Origin of the sequence: Amycolatopsis pithecellobii, assembly GCF_009707865.1 — a bacterium.
Taxonomy (GTDB): domain Bacteria; phylum Actinomycetota; class Actinomycetes; order Mycobacteriales; family Pseudonocardiaceae; genus Amycolatopsis_E; species Amycolatopsis_E pithecellobii.
The window spans coordinates 1-16,831 of the sequence record NZ_WMBA01000055.1; the positions used below are offsets into that span (position 1 = coordinate 1).

Sequence of the window (16,831 nt, forward strand, 5' to 3'; positions counted from 1 at the left end):
GTGCACACTGATCAATTGAGACCCTTGGTGTGATCGTCTTCCCTAAGCAAGAAGCATGATCAACCAAGGGCCTCATCCATGATCATCCGGGTGCCCCGTCATGGCCCCGAACGTTAAAACTCAAGCTAAAGCAGCTTGAGCTGCTCCGGTTCGGGCGCGGTGTCCGGCTCGCGCGGGCCGGGAAGGCGATGCTCTGGTTCGTCACGGCCGAAACCGTGCCGCCGCAGCAACGGGCCGGCACGCGCGGTGAGCAGCCGCCGGTACCGGCCACCGGCATAGCTGCCACCGCCGTAGATTTCCCGGTACCGCGGCACCAGCTCAGGATGCTCGCGGGCCAGCCATTGCGCATACCACTCGCGCGCGCCCGGCCGCAGATGCAGCGCCAGCGGGGTCGCGCTCGTGGCCCCGGCGTCGGCGATCGCGCCGATGAGCTCGTCGAGTTGTTCGGTGGAGTCGGTCAGGCCGGGCAGGATGGGCGCGATCAGCACTCCGCACCGCAGTCCTGCGTCGCGCACCCGGCGGACGAGCTCCAGCCGCGCCTGCGGGCTCGGTGTGCCCGGTTCGACGCTGCGCTGGAGATCCCGGTCCAGCAAGGCGATCGACACCGCGATGCCCACATCGACCTCCTCGGAAACCGCCCGCAGCAACGGAATGTCACGGCTCATCGTGGTGCCCTTGGTCAGGATCGAGAACGGCGTGCCCGATCCGGCCAGCGCCCGGATGATGCCCGGCATGAGCTGGTACCGGCCTTCGGCGCGCTGATAGGGATCGGTGTTGGTGCCCATCGCCACGTGTTCGCGCCGCCAGCTCTTGCGGCGCAACTGGGCGGCCAGCACCTCGGGAGCGTTGATCTTCACGACCACCTGGGTGTCGAAATCGTGCCCCGAGTCGAAGTCCAGGTAGGTGTGGGTGTTGCGGGCGAAGCAGTTGTGGCTGACCATGCCGTTCGCGATGAAGTCGCCGGTGCCGGTGGTGATGTCGTACAGCTCGCGCGTGCCCACCGGTTCGACCGATTCGACGGCCAGGTCACCGTCGACCGTCATCCCGGCCAAGGACAGCTTGTGTGCCGCCGCCGGGCCGGTGGTGTGCAGAAACCGCAACTGCTCGGCGAGGCCACCCTCGAGGCGGACGACCCGCACGCCGGACGCGGCGTCGGCGAGATCGAAGCGGAAGCCGAAATGCTTGAGCGCCAAGGTGAATCCGTCGATCCGCGCCGGGTCGGCGCTCGCCACGCGGACGGCGCCGTGCACACACCCGCCGTCCGCGTCGAAGACCCCGGCGAGAAATCCTTTTCGCCAGTCGTCGTCGTGCTTCGGCGACTGCGGCGCGTCCGCGAGATACCGCGCGGTCCGGTCGAGGGCGCCGGCGTGCCCCAGCGTGAGCCGCCGTCCCATCCCGTCGAGATACCCGCCGCGGTATCCGGCGGTCTCGCGCGGTGGAGCGGCGAACCGTCCGGTGCCCAGGATGCGGTCGCCCACGACCAGGTCCGTGACGTACGTCCAGCCTTGTGCGGCAAGGAATCGGTGGTCACCGCTGGCGACGAGCTCGGTGCCGCCGGCGAGCCGGATGCGGTAGGCCGGCTTGACCGTCCGCCAGTGCGCGACGACCTTCGTCTTCACGTAGCGGCCGAAGCTGGTGCCGTAGATCTCCTCCCCGACGGCGAGCTCGGAAAGCGCCTTCACCCGCCCGTCGGCCAGCAGGATCGGGGTATCCCCGGCCAGGCAGTAGACGCAGGAATGGCTACAGCCGCGGTACGGGTTGACCGTCCAGTTGAACGACATCCGCGACTCGCCCGGCACGCGGTTGAGCACGGAACGGGCACGTACCTCGTGGAACGTCACGCCCGCGAACTCCGGCGATCGCACGGACCGCACCAGCCCGTCGAGGCCGAGCAGAGTCTGCTGCGGATCCCCCTGCCCGCCCGCGCGCTGACCATCCCATCGCATGCCTTCAGTCGAACACTTGTTCGACGCCGTGTCAACCCATCAGCCGACGAGGCGGTCGATATAGCACCAGCGCCAGTCCTCGCCGGGTTCGTAACTGCGAATCACCGGGTGCTGGGTGTCGTGGTAGTGCCCGGTCGCGTGCCGGCGTGGGGACGAGTCGCAGCAGCCGACGTGCCCGCAGGTCAGGCACAGCCGCAAGTGGACCCACGTGGTGCCCTCGCGGAGGCAGTCCTCGCAGCCCACCGCATCCGACGTCGCGCTCCCCGGGTCGGTCAGATGCGCGCACGAGCCGGCGGTGGCAGCCGGGGTGCGCAGCTCCCGACCGTTCGCGATCAGGTCGGCTTCACGCGGCGTCAGCAGGGACTCTTCGATGTCCATCGCGTCCAGCACGCTGCGCAGCACCTCGTCGTCGACCGTGGCGTTGTCCCGCGCGGCCAGCAGCACCTGCCGCTCGGCGTCGAGCATCTCGGTCCGCAACCGCCGGTACGCCGCGCTCGGGGTCTCCTCCAGATCGCTGCCCGCGCCGAGCCGTTCCCACGCCGAGTCCGCCCGGTAGGCCTGTTTGTCCTCGAGCCGGGCGATCACCTCGGTCGGGTCGTCGACCGTCTGCACCTCCTTGAGCCGGACGAGCCCGGCCTGGGTCATGTCGTGCAGCAACGCCGCCTTCTGCAAGGCGTCCTCGCCCGGGTCCGGCGCCGGCAGGTCGAGCCGGCGCACCAGCTGCGGAAGTGTCGTGCCCTGCAGCAGCAGGGTTCCGGCGACCACGACGAACGCCGCGAGAACCAGCACCCCGCGTTGCGGTGTGTCGGCGGGCAGCACGAACGCGGCGGCCAGCGTGACCACACCCCGCATCCCCGCCCACGCGACGGTCGCCGAGTACCGCCACGGCAGTGCCCACGCAGGCAGGAGCCACCGGGTCGCGGCGCCGAAAACCCACACCAGACGGCTGACGATCGTCACCCCGAGTACCGCGCCGCACACGCCGGCGATCACCCAGCCGGACAGGCTGCTGTCGGTGACCTCGGAGATGATGCGCCGCAACTGCAGGCCGATCAGCAGGAAGACGGCGTTCTCCAGCAGGAACTGGATGGTGCGCCAGTTGATCCTGCTGGCCAGCCGGGACGGCCCGGACAGCAGGCGCGGGGTCTGCTGGCTGAGGATGAGCCCGGCGATCACGACCGCCAGCACCCCGGACCCGTGGATGGCTTCGGCCGGCAGGTACGCGGCGAACGGCACCGCGAACGACCACGCGGTGTCCAGCACCGGGTCACGCAACCGCTTGCGCAACTGCACCGCGCCCCAGCCGACGACCACGCCCGCGGCGGCGCCGCCGACGGCGGCGAGCAGGAAGTCCAGCCCGGCCTCCCACAACGCGACCGATCCGGCGATGGCGGCGATCGCAGTGCGCAGCGCGACCAGCGCGGCCGCGTCGTTGAGCAGGCTTTCCCCTTCGAGGATGCGCACCAGCTGCCTCGGCATGCCGACCCGGCGGGCGATGGCGCTGGTGGCGACCGCGTCCGGTGGTGCGACGACCGCGCCGAGCGCGAACCCGGCGGCGAGCGGCAGGCCCGGTACGACCAGCCAGGTGACCACGCCGACCGCGAGCGTGGTGAACACGACCAGCCCGACCGACAGCAATGCGATCGGGGTCCGGTTGAGCCGGATGTCGACGAGCGACGTGCGGATCGCGGTGGAGTACAGCAGCGGCGGGAGCAACCCGACGAGGACCAGCTCGGGGTCGAGCTCGAAATCGGGCACGCCCGGGATGAACGACGCCCCGACGCCGACGACGACCAGGCACAGCGGCGGCGACCAGTCCAGGCGGCGGGCGATCCCGGTGACCACGAGGACCACCGCGACGAGGCTGAGGATTTCGGTGGCTATCAGCATCAGCCTATTTCAGAGCTCGGGGAGGACGGCCTCCGTGACAATGGTGCACAGGCGGAGAACCCATGATATCGGCCTGTCAGCGCCCCCGGCCGGACCGCGGGTGCGGCGACGCGAGGGCACGGCGCAAAGCCGCTTCGAGCGCGCTCCGGTCGGTGACCACGGCCGCGACATAGGCGTCCGGGCGCAAGAGCCACAGCTCCCCCGGCCGCGCACCCAGTGCCCCGGCGAGGACGCCGGTCCGGTCGATCTCCGTCAGCCGCACCGTGGGCACCGGCAGGTCCGCGGTCTCGGCGCCCGGCGTGGCCAGCACCAGAAACCCGTCCCTGGCCAGTTCCCGCAGCCGCGACTTGTCCACAGTGGACACCGGGACGTCCGGCACCAGGATGCCCGGCCCGGCCGGCGGGACACCGCCGCCGGGAGGACGCCCGGTGAAGGGCCGCGACGGATCAGGCGTGGTCAGCGAGGACGTCACATACCAGTACGGCTCGGCCAGCCGTCCCGAATCGACGCGGGCCCGCATCGCCGGATCGACGGCCGCCGCGGACAGCGTCCCGAGCCGCGTCGCGTGCTGCTTTTCGTTCTGGGGCACCAAAAAGTCCATCGTCGCCGTGGTGACCTCGAGGTTCTCCACCGCGGCCGCGTGCCGTTCCTCGTGGTAGGACTCCAGCAGCTCCTCCCCCGCCTCGCCACGCAACACCCACGCGAGCTTCCACGCGGCGTTCTCCGCGTCCCCGACCCCCGAGTTGAGCCCGCGCGCGCCGAACGGCGCCATCAGATGCGCGCAGTCACCGGCAAGCAGCACCCGGCCCACCCGCATCCGGGCCGCCAGCCGGGAATGGAAGCGGTACACCGACTTCCACACGATCTCGTACGCCGTGTCCCCGATGATCGCCCGGATGCGCCGGTCCAGCGCGCCGCCGCGCTCTTCGGCCGCGAGATCGTAGTCGCCGGGCACCTGCCAGTCGATCCGGAATGTCGAGTCCGGGCACGGGTGGATGAGCACCTGACGGCCCGGGTTCCACGACGGGTCGAAGTGGAACCGCCGCTCGTGCGCCCACCCCGGCAGGTCCGCCCGGATGTCGCAGATGAGGAACAGGTCGGCGAACGAATGCCCGTCGAACGACACCCCGAGCATCCGCCGGATGGCGTCCCCGCGGGCCCCCGCGCACGCGACGGCATACGCGGCGCGGATTTCCTGCCCGCCCGCGCATCGCACGGTGACCCCGCATCCGTCCTGGCGCAGGTCCACGACCTGCTGCCCCCAGCGGACGTCGATGAGCGGCTGTGCGGCGATGTGCTCGTCGAGGATCTGTTCGGTGCGCGCCTGCGAGATGTTCACGAACGGCGGAAACGCCGAACGGCCCGCGTCGCCGAGGGTGTAGGCGAAAAGTTCCGCGTCACGGTAGAACGTGCGTGCGGTGGTCCAGGTGACGCCTTCGTCCGCGATCCGGCGCCCGGCACCGACCGACTCCCACACGTCGAGCACGTCCCGTTGCTGGCAGATCGCCCTCGACCCGACGAGATCCCGTTCCGCGCGGCCGTCCAGCAGCACCACCGGCACACCCCACCGGGCCAGCAGCAACGCCGTGGTCTGCCCCACCGGCCCGTTGCCGATGACGACGACGCTCACGACTGCAGCTGGGCCCAGACCTCGCGGTCCCGTTCGGCCGTCCAGATCACCGGCCGCTCGATCCCGCCGAGCTCATCCCACAGCCGGGACACGTCGAACGGCAGGCAGTGCTCGAAAATCGGCCACCGCCCGTAGCGTGGGGCGAGCGCGGCATGGGTGCGTTCGAACGCCTCCTTGAGCGTCCCGCCGGCGTCACGGACGGCGCCGACCTCGCGGATCATCACGCGCAGGAAATCGCGGGTCTGCTCGATCGCCGCGTCGACGTCGGCGCGTCCCTTGGTCACCGCACCGCGGCCACCGATCAGCGCCTCGGCGCCCAGTGCCCGCACGTTGTCCAAAGTGGACGAAGACCAGTCGCGGTGGAAGGCGTCGCCGGTGTAGAGCGCGGCTTCGGCCTCGACGAGATCCCCGGCGTAGAGCACCTTCTGCCGCGGCAACCACGCCACGAGGTCACCCTCGGTGTGCCCGCGCCCGCAGTACTGGAGCACCAGATCGCCGCGGTCGCCACCGAGGTCGATGGTCAGCCGGTCGGAGAAGGTGAGCGTCGGCCAGGTCAAACCCGGCACCGAGCCGGCGGCCTTGGCCAGGCGCGGCATCCGGGCGAACTCGCTTTCCCAGTCCTGCAGACCGCGCTCGGCGACCAGTGCGCGGGTCTTCTCGTGCGCCACGATCACCTCGGCGCCGAACGCGGACGCGCCCAGTACGCGGACGGCGTGGTAGTGCGAGAGGACGAGGTAACGCACGGGCTTGCGCGTGTGTTCACGCAGCATCGCCAGCCACTCGCGAGCGGCGACCGGGGTGGCGAGCGCCTCGAAGCAGACGAGGAAGTCCTCGCCCTCGATCGCACCGACATTCGGGTCCCCTTCGGCGGTCAGCGCGTAGATGCCGTCGCCGAGGATCTCCAGCGTCTGTGTCTTCTCCCCCAGGTCCGCGGAGGATGCGAAAGCCTTCTGGGCCACGGTGCCCACCTCCCAGCGATCAACGGTGTGACCACCGTACTGTGCCGTTCGTTACCAATCCGACCACAGTCACGGCTATGCGGCTTGCGTGGCAACGGTGACGTGCTGCTCGGGGTCCGCCTGCTTTTGGTCGGATTGGTAACGCAGGTCACATCGCGGCTGGGGCTTTGCTCAGACCAGCGCGGCCTCGATCGCCTCGACGACTTCCGCCGCTTCCGGCTCGGTCCGAGGCCGGAACCGCGCCGGGACCTTGCCGTCCCCGCTGACCAGGAACTTCTCGAAGTTCCACTGCACGTCGCCCGCGGCGCCTTCCGCGTCGGGCGTCTGCACCAACTCGGCGTACAACGGGTGCCGGTCCGGCCCGTTCACGTCGATCTTCTCGAACATCGGGAACGTGACGCCGTAGGTCGCCGAGCAGAATTGCGCGATCTCCTCGGAACCGCCGGGCTCCTGTCCCGCGAACTGGTTGCACGGGAAGCCCGCGACCGAGAAACCCTTGTCCCCGAAGCGTTCCTGCAGCCGTTCCAGTCCGGCGTACTGCGGGGTCAACCCGCATTTCGAGGCCACGTTGACCACCAGCAGCACCTTGCGGTCGAGGCCGCCGAGTGTCGCCGGTTCGCCGGAGAGGGTGCGTAACGAGATGTCGCCGAGTGCCATGCGTCCGTCCTTGTGCCGAGATGATCAGCCGACAGCACCAACCTGCACCGCGCATCGGCCCGCTCCCCGCAATACGTGACCGATGACACACTCTCAGTCGGCGCTGCGCGGCCCCGGCACGGTGGTGACGCCCTCGGCCGGCTTGAGGCCGAGCGCCTCCAGCAGCAGCGCGCAGTCCTCCGCGTCCGCCGCCGCGGACGCGACCGCACGCACCGCGCGACGGCGCTGGTCCAGCACCGCGGCCGTGTCGTCGAGGATGTCGTGCGGCGCCGTGGTCGGCGCGAACCCGTTGTCTCGCATGCTTTTCCCCTCTCCACACCTGCGGACCCGTGTAACGGCAGGGCGCCCGGGGTAACCCGCTGCCGGTGAAAGGAGCAGGCATGAACGACGCCCCTGACCCCATCCGTGCCGGCGGCCCCGCCGTCGTCACCGAAGGTACCCCCGGCGGGCCGATCGTGCTGGTACTCGACCCGGCCGGGGAGGCCAAACACGGCGGCCTGCCCGCGACCTGGCGGGATCACCCGGACAGCTGGCGGGTGATGTGGTGCCGCGCCCCGGCCGAAGGCGGCCTGAACGCCGCCGACGAGATCCTCACGGATCCGCCGGACAGCGGGAAAATCGTGCACATTCTGGCCAGTGGGCCGAGCACCGACGCGGTGCTGCGGCTCGCGCAGGCGCACCCCGGACCGGTTCGTTCGGTGCTGCTGGTGGACCCCGGTGCGGCCGGGTTCGTCGAGCGGGGTGAGGGCACGGACGCCGACGAGCGGTGGGAGCACGAGACCGCGCGGCAGCGTTCGGAGCTGAGCCGGCACGGAGTGGACGTACGGATCGTGGCGCACAGCGCCGGCGGTCCCCGCGATCGCATCCCGGCGCCGCTGCCGCTGGGGCACCCCGATGTGGTGGCGGCGGTCCAGGCGGCCGTGACCCCACTGAGCGAAGGAGCGTGAGGCGTGAGCGACGAGAAACCGATCGCCGACGCACTGGAACAGGACCAGGAACTGGGCCAGGGCGGGACCGAGCCGGAGCTACCCGTCGAAGCGAACCCGACCGACGTCGCCGAGCAGTGGCGGCCGGTGGGCGACCCCGAGGATCCGGACGAGGAGGAACGTGACTACGGCTGAGTCCACCAGGATCGTGATCGTCGGCGGCGGCACCATCGGCGCCGGCGCCGCCCGGGAACTGCGGAAGCGGCTGCCCGCCGGTGAGGCCGAACTGACGGTGATCGACCGGCGCTCGTATCTGACCTACCAGCCGTTCCTGGCCGAAGCGGCGGCCGGATCGGTCGAACCACGGCATGTCGTGGTCCCGCTGCGCGAGATCCTGCCCGGCTGCCGGGTGCTGACCGCGGAGGTCACCGGCATCGACCGGGACGCCCGGTCGGTGACCATGCGCGCCGGTGACCATGTCGAGGAGATCGGCTACGACGTGCTGATCGTCGGGGCGGGTTCGGTGTCGAGAACGCTGCCCATTCCGGGTCTCGCCGAGCACGGCATCGGGTTCAAAACGCTCGAAGAGGCCATTTATTTGCGTAACCATGCGCTGTCCCGGCTCGATCGGGCTACCACGACCATGGATCCGCAGACGCGGCGGCGCTTGCTGACGTTCGTTTTCGTCGGCGGCGGTTACGCCGGGGTCGAGGCGATGGCGGAGCTCGAGGACATGGTCCGCCAGGCGCTGCCGTCCTACGAGATCGACCCGGGCGAGCTGCGCTGGGTGCTGGTCGAGGCGATGGACCGGATCATGCCGGAGGTCAGCCCACGGCTGGCGAACTACACCGTGGATGTGTTGCGGGGCCGGGGTTTCGAGGTACGCCTCGGCACGCAGTTGAAGTCCGCGCAGGACTGTCATGTGGTGCTCAGCGACGGTGCCGAGTTCGACGCGGGCACACTGGTCTGGACCGCCGGGGTGAAAGCGAATCCCATGCTGGCGCACACCGATTTGCCGCTCGACGAGCGTGGCCGCGTCAAGACGTCGGCGACGCTGGAAGTGCCCGGCAGCCCCGGCGTGTTCGCCGCGGGTGACTGCGCGGCGGTGCCCGATCTGACCAAGAAGGACCCGAGCGCGACGTGCCCGCCGTCCGCGCAGCATGCGTCCCGGCAGGCGAAACGCGTGGCGCGCAACGTGATCGCGTCACTGCACGGCCGGCCGTTGCGGCCGTACCGGCATGTCAACGCCGGGTCGGTGGCGAGTATCGGCCTGCACAAAGGGGTCGCGGAGGTGTACCGGGTGAAGGTGCGCGGCTTCCCGGCGTGGGCGATGCATCGCCTCTATCACCTCGCGTTGATGCCCACCGCGCACCGCAAGGCCCGCATCGCCGCGGACTGGCTGCTGTCGCTGCCGTTCCGCCGCCAGGTCGTCGCGACGGGCGAACAGCAGAACCCACGACGGGAGTTCGTCGCGGCCAGCCGGAGCTGACTCGCGGGTCAGCGCCGCGTCACGGGCCAATTGAGCTCGGTGCGCAGGTCATGCGGATCCAGGTCCGGGGTGGGCCGGGTGACGTAGCATTCCCAGCGTTCCGCCCCGGGGGTGAGCCCCTGCGCCGCGATCCAGTCACGCAACCGCTCCCACGAGGTGCCGAGGCCGTCGAACGACCCGGCGTGCACCAGCCGCGCGACCGGACCGCCCGGCAGCGTCGCGGCCACCACATCGGCCTCGGGGCGGACTTCTCCGGCCGTCGTGAAGCCCACCTCGAGATCAAGAGTGTCGCCGGGGATCCCGCGGAACAGGCCAAAAGCAGGACCGCGCACTTCGATCCCCTGCGCGGCGAGCGTATGGGCGAGGGCGCCGAACGCCGTGTCGAAGAAGTTCCGCAATCCGGCCGGGCGGACCACCCCGCGGACCACGGCGGTGGTGACAGGCGCCAGCTCGACCAGTTCCGGTTCACTCATCGCGGCCACCGCGCGGGGGAAGGGTGGGGTCGGTGATGATCGCACCGGGGTGGGCGATGACCTTGACCGCGATCGCGTGCCCGGCGCGGGCGGCCGAGACCTGATCGGCGCCGCCGAGGCGAGCGGCGAGATAGCCGGCGTCAAAGGCGTCACCGGCCGCCGTGGTGTCCACTGTGGACTCGATTTTCTCCGCCGGCACGACGGTGCCGTCACCGACGAGGCAGCCGTTGCCGCCGTCCTTCACCGCGATGTCGGGAATTCCCAGTCCCCGCAAGCGTTCCAGCGTCGCCGCCGGTGAGGTGTCGCCGAACAGGGCGTGCTCGTCGGTGAACGTGGGCAGCGCGACGGTGGTCAGCTCCCAGGTCCGCCGCACCGCCTCCCGTGCCACGGCCGCGGATTCCCAGCCGGCGGAACGGTAGTTGCTGTCGAACACGATCTGCGCGCCGCGCGCACGGGCCGCGGCCAGTCGCGACCACAGCCGTTCCCGTGCCGGCGGGGTGAGCAACTGCAACGTGATGGCCGACAGGTAGAGCACGTCATAGCCGGACAGGTCCGGGCCGTGCGCGCCGTCGAACAGCCGCCGCGCTGGTGAATCCGAGCGATAGTAAGTAAAACTGCGCTCGCCGCCGTCGTCGGTGCGCACGAGGTAGAGGCCGGGCCTGCCGCCGGGGATCCGGTCGATCAGGCTGGTGCCGAGGCCTTCGGCGTGCATCGCGGCGAGGATGCCGGCGCTGTACTCGTCGTCCCCGAGGCGGGTCAGGTAGCCGACTTCGACCGCGTCCGGCGAGGTCAGGCGCGCGAGGTAGACCGCCGTGTTGAAGGTGTCTCCCGCGTAGCCGAGGGCAAGCGTGCGGTCGCCGGTGTGGGTCAGCTCGATCATGCACTCGCCGATGGCGAGCACGCGGGTGGCCAAGTTCGGTACCTCGTGTTTCGTTCGTTCCGGGGAACGGAATAGCATTTCGTTGAGCTGAATGAGCGTAGGACCCGGCCGGAAGGGGCGTCAAATGCCGGTCAGCGAGGGCAGCGCGCTACGGGCACTGCGGGTACTCGAAGCGCTCGGTGCACCGGGCGGGCCACACCAGCTGGGCCGGATCGCCCACGAGGCGGGCGTGCCGAAACCGAGCACCCACCGCATCCTGCAAGGCTTGGTGGACGCCGGCTATGCGGTGGCGGGCGGCGACGGGACGTACGGGCCCGGGCCCCGCGCGTTCGCATTGTCGGCACTGTTCGGGTCGGGTCGCCATGACGAGCCCGTGCTCCGCCGCCTGCGGGACGAGACGGGTCACACCGTTCATGTGGCGTTGCGCAGCGGCAGCCAGGCGGTCTATGTGCAGAAGCTCGACAGCGACCGGCCGTACCGGATGGCTTCTCGCGTCGGCGGCCGGATTTCCTTGCACTGCACGGCGATCGGGAAGGCGATCCTCGCCCATCTCGACCCGCCGCGCCGCGCGGAGCTGCTGGCGGGAACGGGCTTGCCGGCGCGGACGGCCCGCACCCACACCGATCCGGCCGCACTGGAAGCCGACCTGGCGCGGGTCCGGGAGCGCGGCTACGCGATCGACGACGAGGAGAACGAGGACACCGTCCGCTGTGTCGCCGCGCCGCTACTGGACCGTGCCGGCGCCCCGGCCGGCGGGGTGAGCATCTCGGCGTTGACCTTCCAGACCCCCGCCGGAGAACTGCTCACGCACGTTCCGGTCCTGCTCGAAGCGGCGCGGTTGCTCGCCCCCGCCTACACCTAGAGCCGCAACGGCTTGGCCGGGACTCCGATCGTCTCCTCCGGTTTTTCCCAGTCCACGCCCGGCACGTCGACGTACAGCTCGATCTCGTTCCCGTCCGGGTCGGCGATGTACAGGCTGTGCGTGGCCGTGTGGTCACTCATGCCCAGCACCGGCGTGCCGGCCTCCCGCAGCGTCGCCAGTGCCTCACGCAGCTCGTCGTCGGTGGTGCCGATCTTGAGCCCGAAATGGTACAGACCAACACGGCGCCCGGCGGGCTGGGCGGCGGCATCCTCGCCGACCTCGATCAGCAACAGCTCGTGATGCGTCCGGCCGGACGGCGCATTGAACACCGCGAGCCGCCTGGGCTCCCGTTCACCGTCTGGACCAGGGACAGGCAGGATCTGCCGCCAGCCGAGCACGTCCCGGTAGAACCGGGCCGAGCGGTCGAGGTCGCGCACGTAGAGCACCAGATGTCCGAGCTCCCTGATCTCCACGACACACCTCCAGCTGAATTTGAAAGTTCAACTGTAAGGATAGCTCAGGCGTCGTGGTCCGCGGCGATGACGGTGGCGAGCGCGGCCAGTGCGGCGTCGGCCTCCGGACCGTCGGCGCGCAGCACGACTTCGTCGCCGCCGCGGGCGCCGAGACCCATCACCGACAGCAGGCTCCGCGCGTCGACCGGCTCCCCTTCGCCGACCCCGATCGTCACCGGCACCGGCTGCGCCGCGGCGGCCTTGACGAACAATGCGGCCGGGCGAGCATGCAAGCCCACCTTCGAACCGACGATCACCCGGCGTTCCGGCATCACGACTCCTTCACAGAAACAGCGGATTTCCGCAACGATACCACAAAGGTCTAGACCACTAAGCCCAGTACTAGCATGATCGGCATCGTGCATCCCGGCGAGATGGGCGCGGCGATCGCGCACCTGCTCAGCACCGCGGCGTGGGCCTCGGAAGGCCGTAGCGAGGACACCCGGCGACGGGCCGCGGGCATCACGGACCTCGGCACCGTGGAGCGACTCAAGCGCGAGTGCGAGGTGGTGCTGTCGGTGTGCCCGCCTCATGCCGCCGCCGAGACGGCACGAGCGTTCCGCGACTACGAAGGGCTGTATGCCGACCTGAACGCGGTCAGCCCGGCGACCGCGGCGGGGATCGCGGAGCTGGTGCCGCGGTTCGTCGACGGCGGCATCATCGGCCCGCCACCACGTCGGGCCGGGACGACGCGGCTGTACCTGTCCGGCGCGGAAGCGGACACGGTGGCCGCGCTGTTCGACGGCACGCATCTCGACGCCCGGCCGGCGCCGGACGCCTCCGCGCTCAAGATGATGTACGCGGCGTGGACGAAGGGCACCACCGCGATGCTGCTCGCCGTGCGCGCCGCCGCCCGGTCCCTCGGCGTGGAGGAGGCGCTGGTCCGCGAGTGGCAGCTGAGCCAGCCCGACCTGCCGGCCCGGTCCGAACAGGCGGCGCGGGCCGGTCTCGAACGTGGCTGGCGGTGGGCGTTCGAACTGGAGGAGATCGGGCGGACCTTCACCGCGGCGGGCCTGCCGGACGGTTTCGGCGCCGCCGCGGCGCAGATCTACCGCCGGCTCCCCCGCGACGCCGGCGACGATCTCGATACCGCGCTCGCGCGGCTGAGGGCATCTTGCGACGCGAATCACGTTGTCCCGGGTACTGATACCGGTCGCCGGTCCGAGGGAAAATAAGTTAGCATAGGTCAACTAATTTTCCCTTTCGTACGGTCAACGGCGACGTGAGTGTCCTTGGTGGGAGTGATGGAAGTGCCCTCTGCCCAGCAGCCGGTGGACGCCACGGTGGGAAACCACCGGCACCAGCGAACCTGGTCGGTCGAGGAGCTCGGCCCGCGATACAAGTGGATCGCGCTGTCGAACACCACGCTCGGCATGCTCATGGCCACGATCAACTCCTCGATCGTGCTGATCGCGTTGCCGGACATCTTCCGCGGCATCCACATCAACCCACTCGAACCCGCCAACACCAGCTACCTGCTGTGGATGATGATGGGCTTCCTCGTCGTCACCGCCGTGCTGGTGGTGGGTTTCGGGCGGCTCGGCGACATGTACGGCCGCGTGCGGATGTACAACCTCGGGTTCGCGGTGTTCGCGGTGTCCTCGGTGCTGCTCGCGGTGACCTGGATGGACGGCAGTACCGCCGCGATCTGGCTGATCGGCTGGCGCGTCGTCCAGGGCATCGGCGGCGCGTTCCTGATGGCCAACTCCAGCGCCATCCTCACCGACGCGTTCCCGCTCAAGCAGCGTGGACTGGCGCTCGGTATCAACGGTGTCGCCGCGATCGCGGGCTCGTTCCTCGGTCTGGTCATCGGCGGTCTGCTCGGCCCGGTCGACTGGCGCCTCGTCTTCCTCGTGTCCGTCCCGTTCGGCGTGTTCGGCACCATCTGGGCCTACCTCAAGCTGCACGACACCAGTGAGCGGCACCGCGCCAAGATGGACTGGTGGGGCAACATCACCTTCGCGGTGGGCCTGATCGCGGTGCTCGTCGGCATCACCTACGGCATCCAGCCCTACGGCGGCCACACCATGGGCTGGACCAGCCCCTTCGTGCTGAGCTGCCTCATCGGCGGGGTGGCGGTGCTGCTCGTGTTCGCATTCATCGAGACGAAGGTCGCGAACCCGCTGTTCAACCTCGGCCTGTTCAAGATCCGCGCGTACACCTTCGGCAACGCCGCGAACCTGCTCGCCTCGCTCGGCCGCGGTGGTCTGCAGTTCATCCTGATCATCTGGTTGCAGGGCATCTGGCTGCCGCAGCACGGGTACAGCTTCGAGCAGACCCCACTGTGGGCCGGCATCTACATGCTGCCCATGACGATCGGATTCCTTGTCGCCGCACCGATTTCCGGCGTGATCACCGACCGGGTCGGCGGTCGCGCGCTGGCGACCGTGGGTATGGTCGCGACCGCGGTGAGCTTCCTGCTGCTGGAGATCCTGCCGGTCAACTTCAACTACTGGGCGTTCGCCGCGATCCTGCTGCTCAACGGTCTTGGCATGGGCCTGTTCGCGTCGCCGAACCGCGCCGACATCATGAACAGCCTGCCCGCCAACGCCCGCGGCGCCGGCGCGGGGATGACCGCGACGTTCCAGAACTCGTCCATGGTGCTGTCGATCGGGTTCTTCTTCAGCCTCATGATCGCCGGGCTGGCCGCCAACTTGCCGACCGCGCTGACACAGGGGCTCACCGCACACGGGGTCCCCGCGGACGCGGCCAACGGGATCGCGCAGCTGCCCCCGGTGGGTGTGCTCTTCGCGGCTTTCCTCGGCTACAACCCGATCCAGCAGTTGCTGGGCCCGGTGCTCGGTCAGCTGCCGCCGGACCAGGCCACCTTCCTGACCGGGCGCAGCTTCTTCCCCAACCTGATCTCCGGCCCGTTCTCCGACGGCCTGACCGAGGCGTTCTGGTTCGCGATCATCGTGTCCCTCGTCGCCGCGGTGTGCTCGTGGCTGGTCGGCAAGCCGAAGCCCGCCGTGGATGTGCCGCGCGAGTCCGTGGGTGCGGAACTGGCCGCCGAAGCGGGTGAACTGGTGGACGAGACGCCCGCGCCCGTGGCGAAGCCGTCCGGGGGGATCAGCGGTCATTTGCGCACGCCCGCCGGGGCCGGGGTGCACGGCGCGGTGATCACCGTGACCGGGATCGACGGCGTGCAGATCGGGCGGGCCAGGGCGGACGAGGCGGGTGGGTACGCGCTCGACGGGGTCGGCCCCGGGACCTACACGCTGATCGTGACCGCGCCCGGGTTCCAGCCGGCGGCCGCTTCGGTGTCGGTGAACGGGGTCGGCGCGGTGCACGATTTCGTGATCCTCGGCGGCGGGGTGGTCGCCGGTACGGTGCGGCGTTCCGGTGGCCCGGCGATCGGGGAGACCACGGTGCTCGCCACCGACACGAACGGTCAGGTGGTCGGCCAGACCACCACCGCGCACGACGGGAAGTTCCTGCTCACCGGGCTGCCCGCGGGCGAGGTCACGATCACCGCGGACGTCGAGGGCCACCACCCGCACGCGGTCACCGTGCTCGCCGGCGCCGCCCATCCGGCGGAGGTGGAACTGCTCGTCGAAGCGTTCGGCGTCCTGCACGGAACGGTCACCGGGCCGGACGGCAACGGCCTGCCGAACGCGACCGTGACGGTCAACGACAGCCAGGGCAGGCCGGTCGCGACGACGTTGAGCGGACCGGGCGGGCAGTACGAGCTGCGCGATCTGGAGCCCGGCGAGTACACCGTTGTGACGACTCTGTACGAGCCCGCCGTGCGGCAGGTGGACCTGACGACCGGGGAATCCGCCGACGTGGACCTGGACCTTTCGACCGGCGCGCGGGCGGACGCGGCGTCATGAGCATTCCGCAGCAGAACCGGCGCGGGGTCGAGATTTCCGGGCGGGTCTACGACGCCGTCAGCACACCGGTCGCGCGAGCCGCGGTGACGCTGGTCGACACCAGCGGCAAGCAGACCGGCCGGGCCACCACCGACGACACCGGCCATTTCCGGTTCACCGCGCCGAACCCGGGCGGGTATGTGCTGATCACCTCGGCACCCGGGCACCAGCCGGACGCCGCCACGGTGACCGTGGGCGGTTCGCCGGTGCGGCTGGAGATCACGCTGCGCAGCTCGGCAGGGCTGCGCGGGGTGGTCCGTGCGGCGACGACGGGGGTGCCGATCATGGGCGCCGCCGTCACCCTCACCGACGACCGCGGTGACGTCGTCGACTCGCGGCTGTCCGGCCCCGGCGGCGAGTACGCGTTCGCCTCGCTCGCGCCGGGCACGTACGTGCTCGCGGCGGGGGCGTCGGGCTACCGCCCGGCCGCGGTCGCCGTGGTGACGGCGGAAACCGGGACGGCACAACAGGATGTGGAGCTCGCCGACGGTGCCGCGATCCGCGGTTCGGTGCGCGTGCCCGACGAGCCGCGGCCGACGGTCAGCGTCAGCCTGCTCGACGACGCCGGTCAGGTCGTGCGCACCGGGTTCGCCGACGAGCACGGGCACTACGCGTTCCACGACCTCGATCCCGGCACCTACACCGTGGTGGCCACGAGCTACTCGCCGTCCCGCGACGTGGTCCGGGTCGACCACGGTGAGCGGACGCGGCACGACGTGCAACTGGTGTGAATCG

Annotated in this window: 17 protein-coding genes; 7 read left to right on the top strand and 10 right to left on the bottom strand. The window is 70.3% G+C overall.

Translation table 11 applies throughout. The features are described from left to right. Window positions 1-125 precede the first annotated feature (125 nt). The 6 genes from GKO32_RS28215 to GKO32_RS28240 form a co-directional block, all read right to left on the bottom strand. Complete coding sequence (locus tag GKO32_RS28215; protein ID WP_154759949.1) at window positions 126-1,946, bottom strand: intein-containing Rv2578c family radical SAM protein; 1,821 nt, start codon at window positions 1,944-1,946, stop codon at window positions 126-128. Between the two features lie 39 nt (window positions 1,947-1,985). Beyond that, a complete protein-coding gene (locus GKO32_RS28220) occupies window positions 1,986-3,836 on the bottom strand; it encodes a Na+/H+ antiporter (protein ID WP_154759950.1) in 1,851 nt (616 codons plus the stop codon). A gap of 76 nt (window positions 3,837-3,912) precedes the next feature. Continuing rightward, entirely contained in the window at window positions 3,913-5,466 is a 1,554-nt protein-coding gene (locus GKO32_RS28225; protein ID WP_312868663.1) for an FAD-dependent monooxygenase, read from the bottom strand. Then, window positions 5,463-6,425: an MBL fold metallo-hydrolase gene (locus GKO32_RS28230; RefSeq protein ID WP_312868665.1), complete on the bottom strand. Its 963-nt coding sequence runs from the start codon at window positions 6,423-6,425 to the stop codon at window positions 5,463-5,465. Before GKO32_RS28230 ends, GKO32_RS28225 begins: the two co-directional genes overlap by 4 nt. Before the next feature lie 171 nt (window positions 6,426-6,596). Next, window positions 6,597-7,082 (bottom strand): glutathione peroxidase, encoded by a 486-nt coding sequence (locus tag GKO32_RS28235; RefSeq protein ID WP_154759952.1) that lies wholly within the window; start codon window positions 7,080-7,082, stop codon window positions 6,597-6,599. Between the two features lie 93 nt (window positions 7,083-7,175). Continuing rightward, complete coding sequence (locus GKO32_RS28240) at window positions 7,176-7,382, bottom strand: hypothetical protein (protein ID WP_154759953.1); 207 nt, start codon at window positions 7,380-7,382, stop codon at window positions 7,176-7,178. Window positions 7,383-7,462: 80 nt separating this feature from the next. Here GKO32_RS28240 and GKO32_RS28245 point away from each other — a divergent pair, with 80 nt between their 5' ends. Genes GKO32_RS28245 through GKO32_RS28255 form a run of 3 tightly spaced genes read left to right on the top strand, consistent with a single transcriptional unit; the run spans window position 7,463 to window position 9,497 of the window. Continuing rightward, the gene (locus GKO32_RS28245) at window positions 7,463-8,029 is read left to right on the top strand and encodes a hypothetical protein (protein ID WP_154759954.1); all 567 of its coding nucleotides are present in this window, start codon (window positions 7,463-7,465) and stop codon (window positions 8,027-8,029) included. A 3-nt stretch (window positions 8,030-8,032) separates the two neighbouring features. Next, window positions 8,033-8,203, top strand: coding sequence for a hypothetical protein (locus GKO32_RS28250; RefSeq protein ID WP_154759955.1), 171 nt, complete (start codon window positions 8,033-8,035; stop codon window positions 8,201-8,203). Continuing rightward, window positions 8,190-9,497: an NAD(P)/FAD-dependent oxidoreductase gene (locus GKO32_RS28255; protein WP_312868667.1), complete on the top strand. Its 1,308-nt coding sequence runs from the start codon at window positions 8,190-8,192 to the stop codon at window positions 9,495-9,497. Before GKO32_RS28250 ends, GKO32_RS28255 begins: the two co-directional genes overlap by 14 nt. An 8-nt stretch (window positions 9,498-9,505) precedes the next feature. Here the strand turns inward: GKO32_RS28255 and GKO32_RS28260 are convergent, their stop codons facing one another. Both GKO32_RS28260 and GKO32_RS28265 read right to left on the bottom strand, forming a co-directional pair. Further along, window positions 9,506-9,970 (bottom strand): GyrI-like domain-containing protein, encoded by a 465-nt coding sequence (locus GKO32_RS28260; RefSeq protein ID WP_154759956.1) that lies wholly within the window; start codon window positions 9,968-9,970, stop codon window positions 9,506-9,508. Then, window positions 9,963-10,883 carry a sugar kinase gene (locus GKO32_RS28265; protein WP_208024572.1) on the bottom strand — a complete coding sequence of 307 codons (921 nt, stop codon included), beginning with the start codon at window positions 10,881-10,883 and terminating at the stop codon, window positions 9,963-9,965. Before GKO32_RS28265 ends, GKO32_RS28260 begins: the two co-directional genes overlap by 8 nt. A 91-nt stretch (window positions 10,884-10,974) precedes the next feature. Between GKO32_RS28265 and GKO32_RS28270 the strand changes: the two genes are divergently transcribed. Then, window positions 10,975-11,712, top strand: coding sequence for an IclR family transcriptional regulator (locus GKO32_RS28270; protein WP_166459760.1), 738 nt, complete (start codon window positions 10,975-10,977; stop codon window positions 11,710-11,712). Here GKO32_RS28270 and GKO32_RS28275 read toward each other — a convergent pair. Both GKO32_RS28275 and GKO32_RS28280 read right to left on the bottom strand, forming a co-directional pair. Further along, window positions 11,709-12,185, bottom strand: a complete 477-nt coding sequence (locus tag GKO32_RS28275; RefSeq protein ID WP_312868669.1) for a VOC family protein — start codon at window positions 12,183-12,185, stop codon at window positions 11,709-11,711. The genes GKO32_RS28270 and GKO32_RS28275 overlap by 4 nt on opposite strands. A gap of 44 nt (window positions 12,186-12,229) precedes the next feature. Then, window positions 12,230-12,496 carry an HPr family phosphocarrier protein gene (locus GKO32_RS28280; RefSeq protein ID WP_154759959.1) on the bottom strand — a complete coding sequence of 89 codons (267 nt, stop codon included), beginning with the start codon at window positions 12,494-12,496 and terminating at the stop codon, window positions 12,230-12,232. A gap of 75 nt (window positions 12,497-12,571) precedes the next feature. Here GKO32_RS28280 and GKO32_RS28285 point away from each other — a divergent pair, with 75 nt between their 5' ends. The 3 genes from GKO32_RS28285 (at window position 12,572) to GKO32_RS28295 (ending at window position 16,827) form a co-directional block, all read left to right on the top strand. Next, the gene (locus tag GKO32_RS28285; RefSeq protein WP_154759960.1) at window positions 12,572-13,399 is read left to right on the top strand and encodes a DUF1932 domain-containing protein; all 828 of its coding nucleotides are present in this window, start codon (window positions 12,572-12,574) and stop codon (window positions 13,397-13,399) included. A 69-nt stretch (window positions 13,400-13,468) separates the two neighbouring features. Beyond that, a complete protein-coding gene (locus GKO32_RS28290; RefSeq protein WP_154759961.1) occupies window positions 13,469-16,057 on the top strand; it encodes an MFS transporter in 2,589 nt (862 codons plus the stop codon). Continuing rightward, window positions 16,054-16,827: an MSCRAMM family protein gene (locus tag GKO32_RS28295; protein WP_154759962.1), complete on the top strand. Its 774-nt coding sequence runs from the start codon at window positions 16,054-16,056 to the stop codon at window positions 16,825-16,827. Before GKO32_RS28290 ends, GKO32_RS28295 begins: the two co-directional genes overlap by 4 nt. Window positions 16,828-16,831: the final 4 nt, after the last annotated feature.

Excerpts from the sequence above, each read along its gene's own strand:
- GKO32_RS28280 (WP_154759959.1), bottom strand. The coding sequence starts at position 12,496 with ATGCCGGAACGCCGGGTGATCGTCGGTTCGAAGGTGGGCTTGCATGCT.
- GKO32_RS28215 (WP_154759949.1), bottom strand. The coding sequence starts at position 1,946 with ATGCGATGGGATGGTCAGCGCGCGGGCGGGCAGGGGGATCCGCAGCAG.
- GKO32_RS28295 (WP_154759962.1), top strand. The coding sequence starts at position 16,054 with ATGAGCATTCCGCAGCAGAACCGGCGCGGGGTCGAGATTTCCGGGCGG.
- GKO32_RS28290 (WP_154759961.1), top strand. The coding sequence starts at position 13,469 with ATGGAAGTGCCCTCTGCCCAGCAGCCGGTGGACGCCACGGTGGGAAAC.
- GKO32_RS28245 (WP_154759954.1), top strand. The coding sequence starts at position 7,463 with ATGAACGACGCCCCTGACCCCATCCGTGCCGGCGGCCCCGCCGTCGTC.
- GKO32_RS28240 (WP_154759953.1), bottom strand. The coding sequence starts at position 7,382 with ATGCGAGACAACGGGTTCGCGCCGACCACGGCGCCGCACGACATCCTC.
- GKO32_RS28235 (WP_154759952.1), bottom strand. The coding sequence starts at position 7,082 with ATGGCACTCGGCGACATCTCGTTACGCACCCTCTCCGGCGAACCGGCG.
- GKO32_RS28285 (WP_154759960.1), top strand. The coding sequence starts at position 12,572 with ATGATCGGCATCGTGCATCCCGGCGAGATGGGCGCGGCGATCGCGCAC.
- GKO32_RS28220 (WP_154759950.1), bottom strand. The coding sequence starts at position 3,836 with ATGCTGATAGCCACCGAAATCCTCAGCCTCGTCGCGGTGGTCCTCGTG.
- GKO32_RS28270 (WP_166459760.1), top strand. The coding sequence starts at position 10,975 with ATGCCGGTCAGCGAGGGCAGCGCGCTACGGGCACTGCGGGTACTCGAA.
- GKO32_RS28260 (WP_154759956.1), bottom strand. The coding sequence starts at position 9,970 with ATGAGTGAACCGGAACTGGTCGAGCTGGCGCCTGTCACCACCGCCGTG.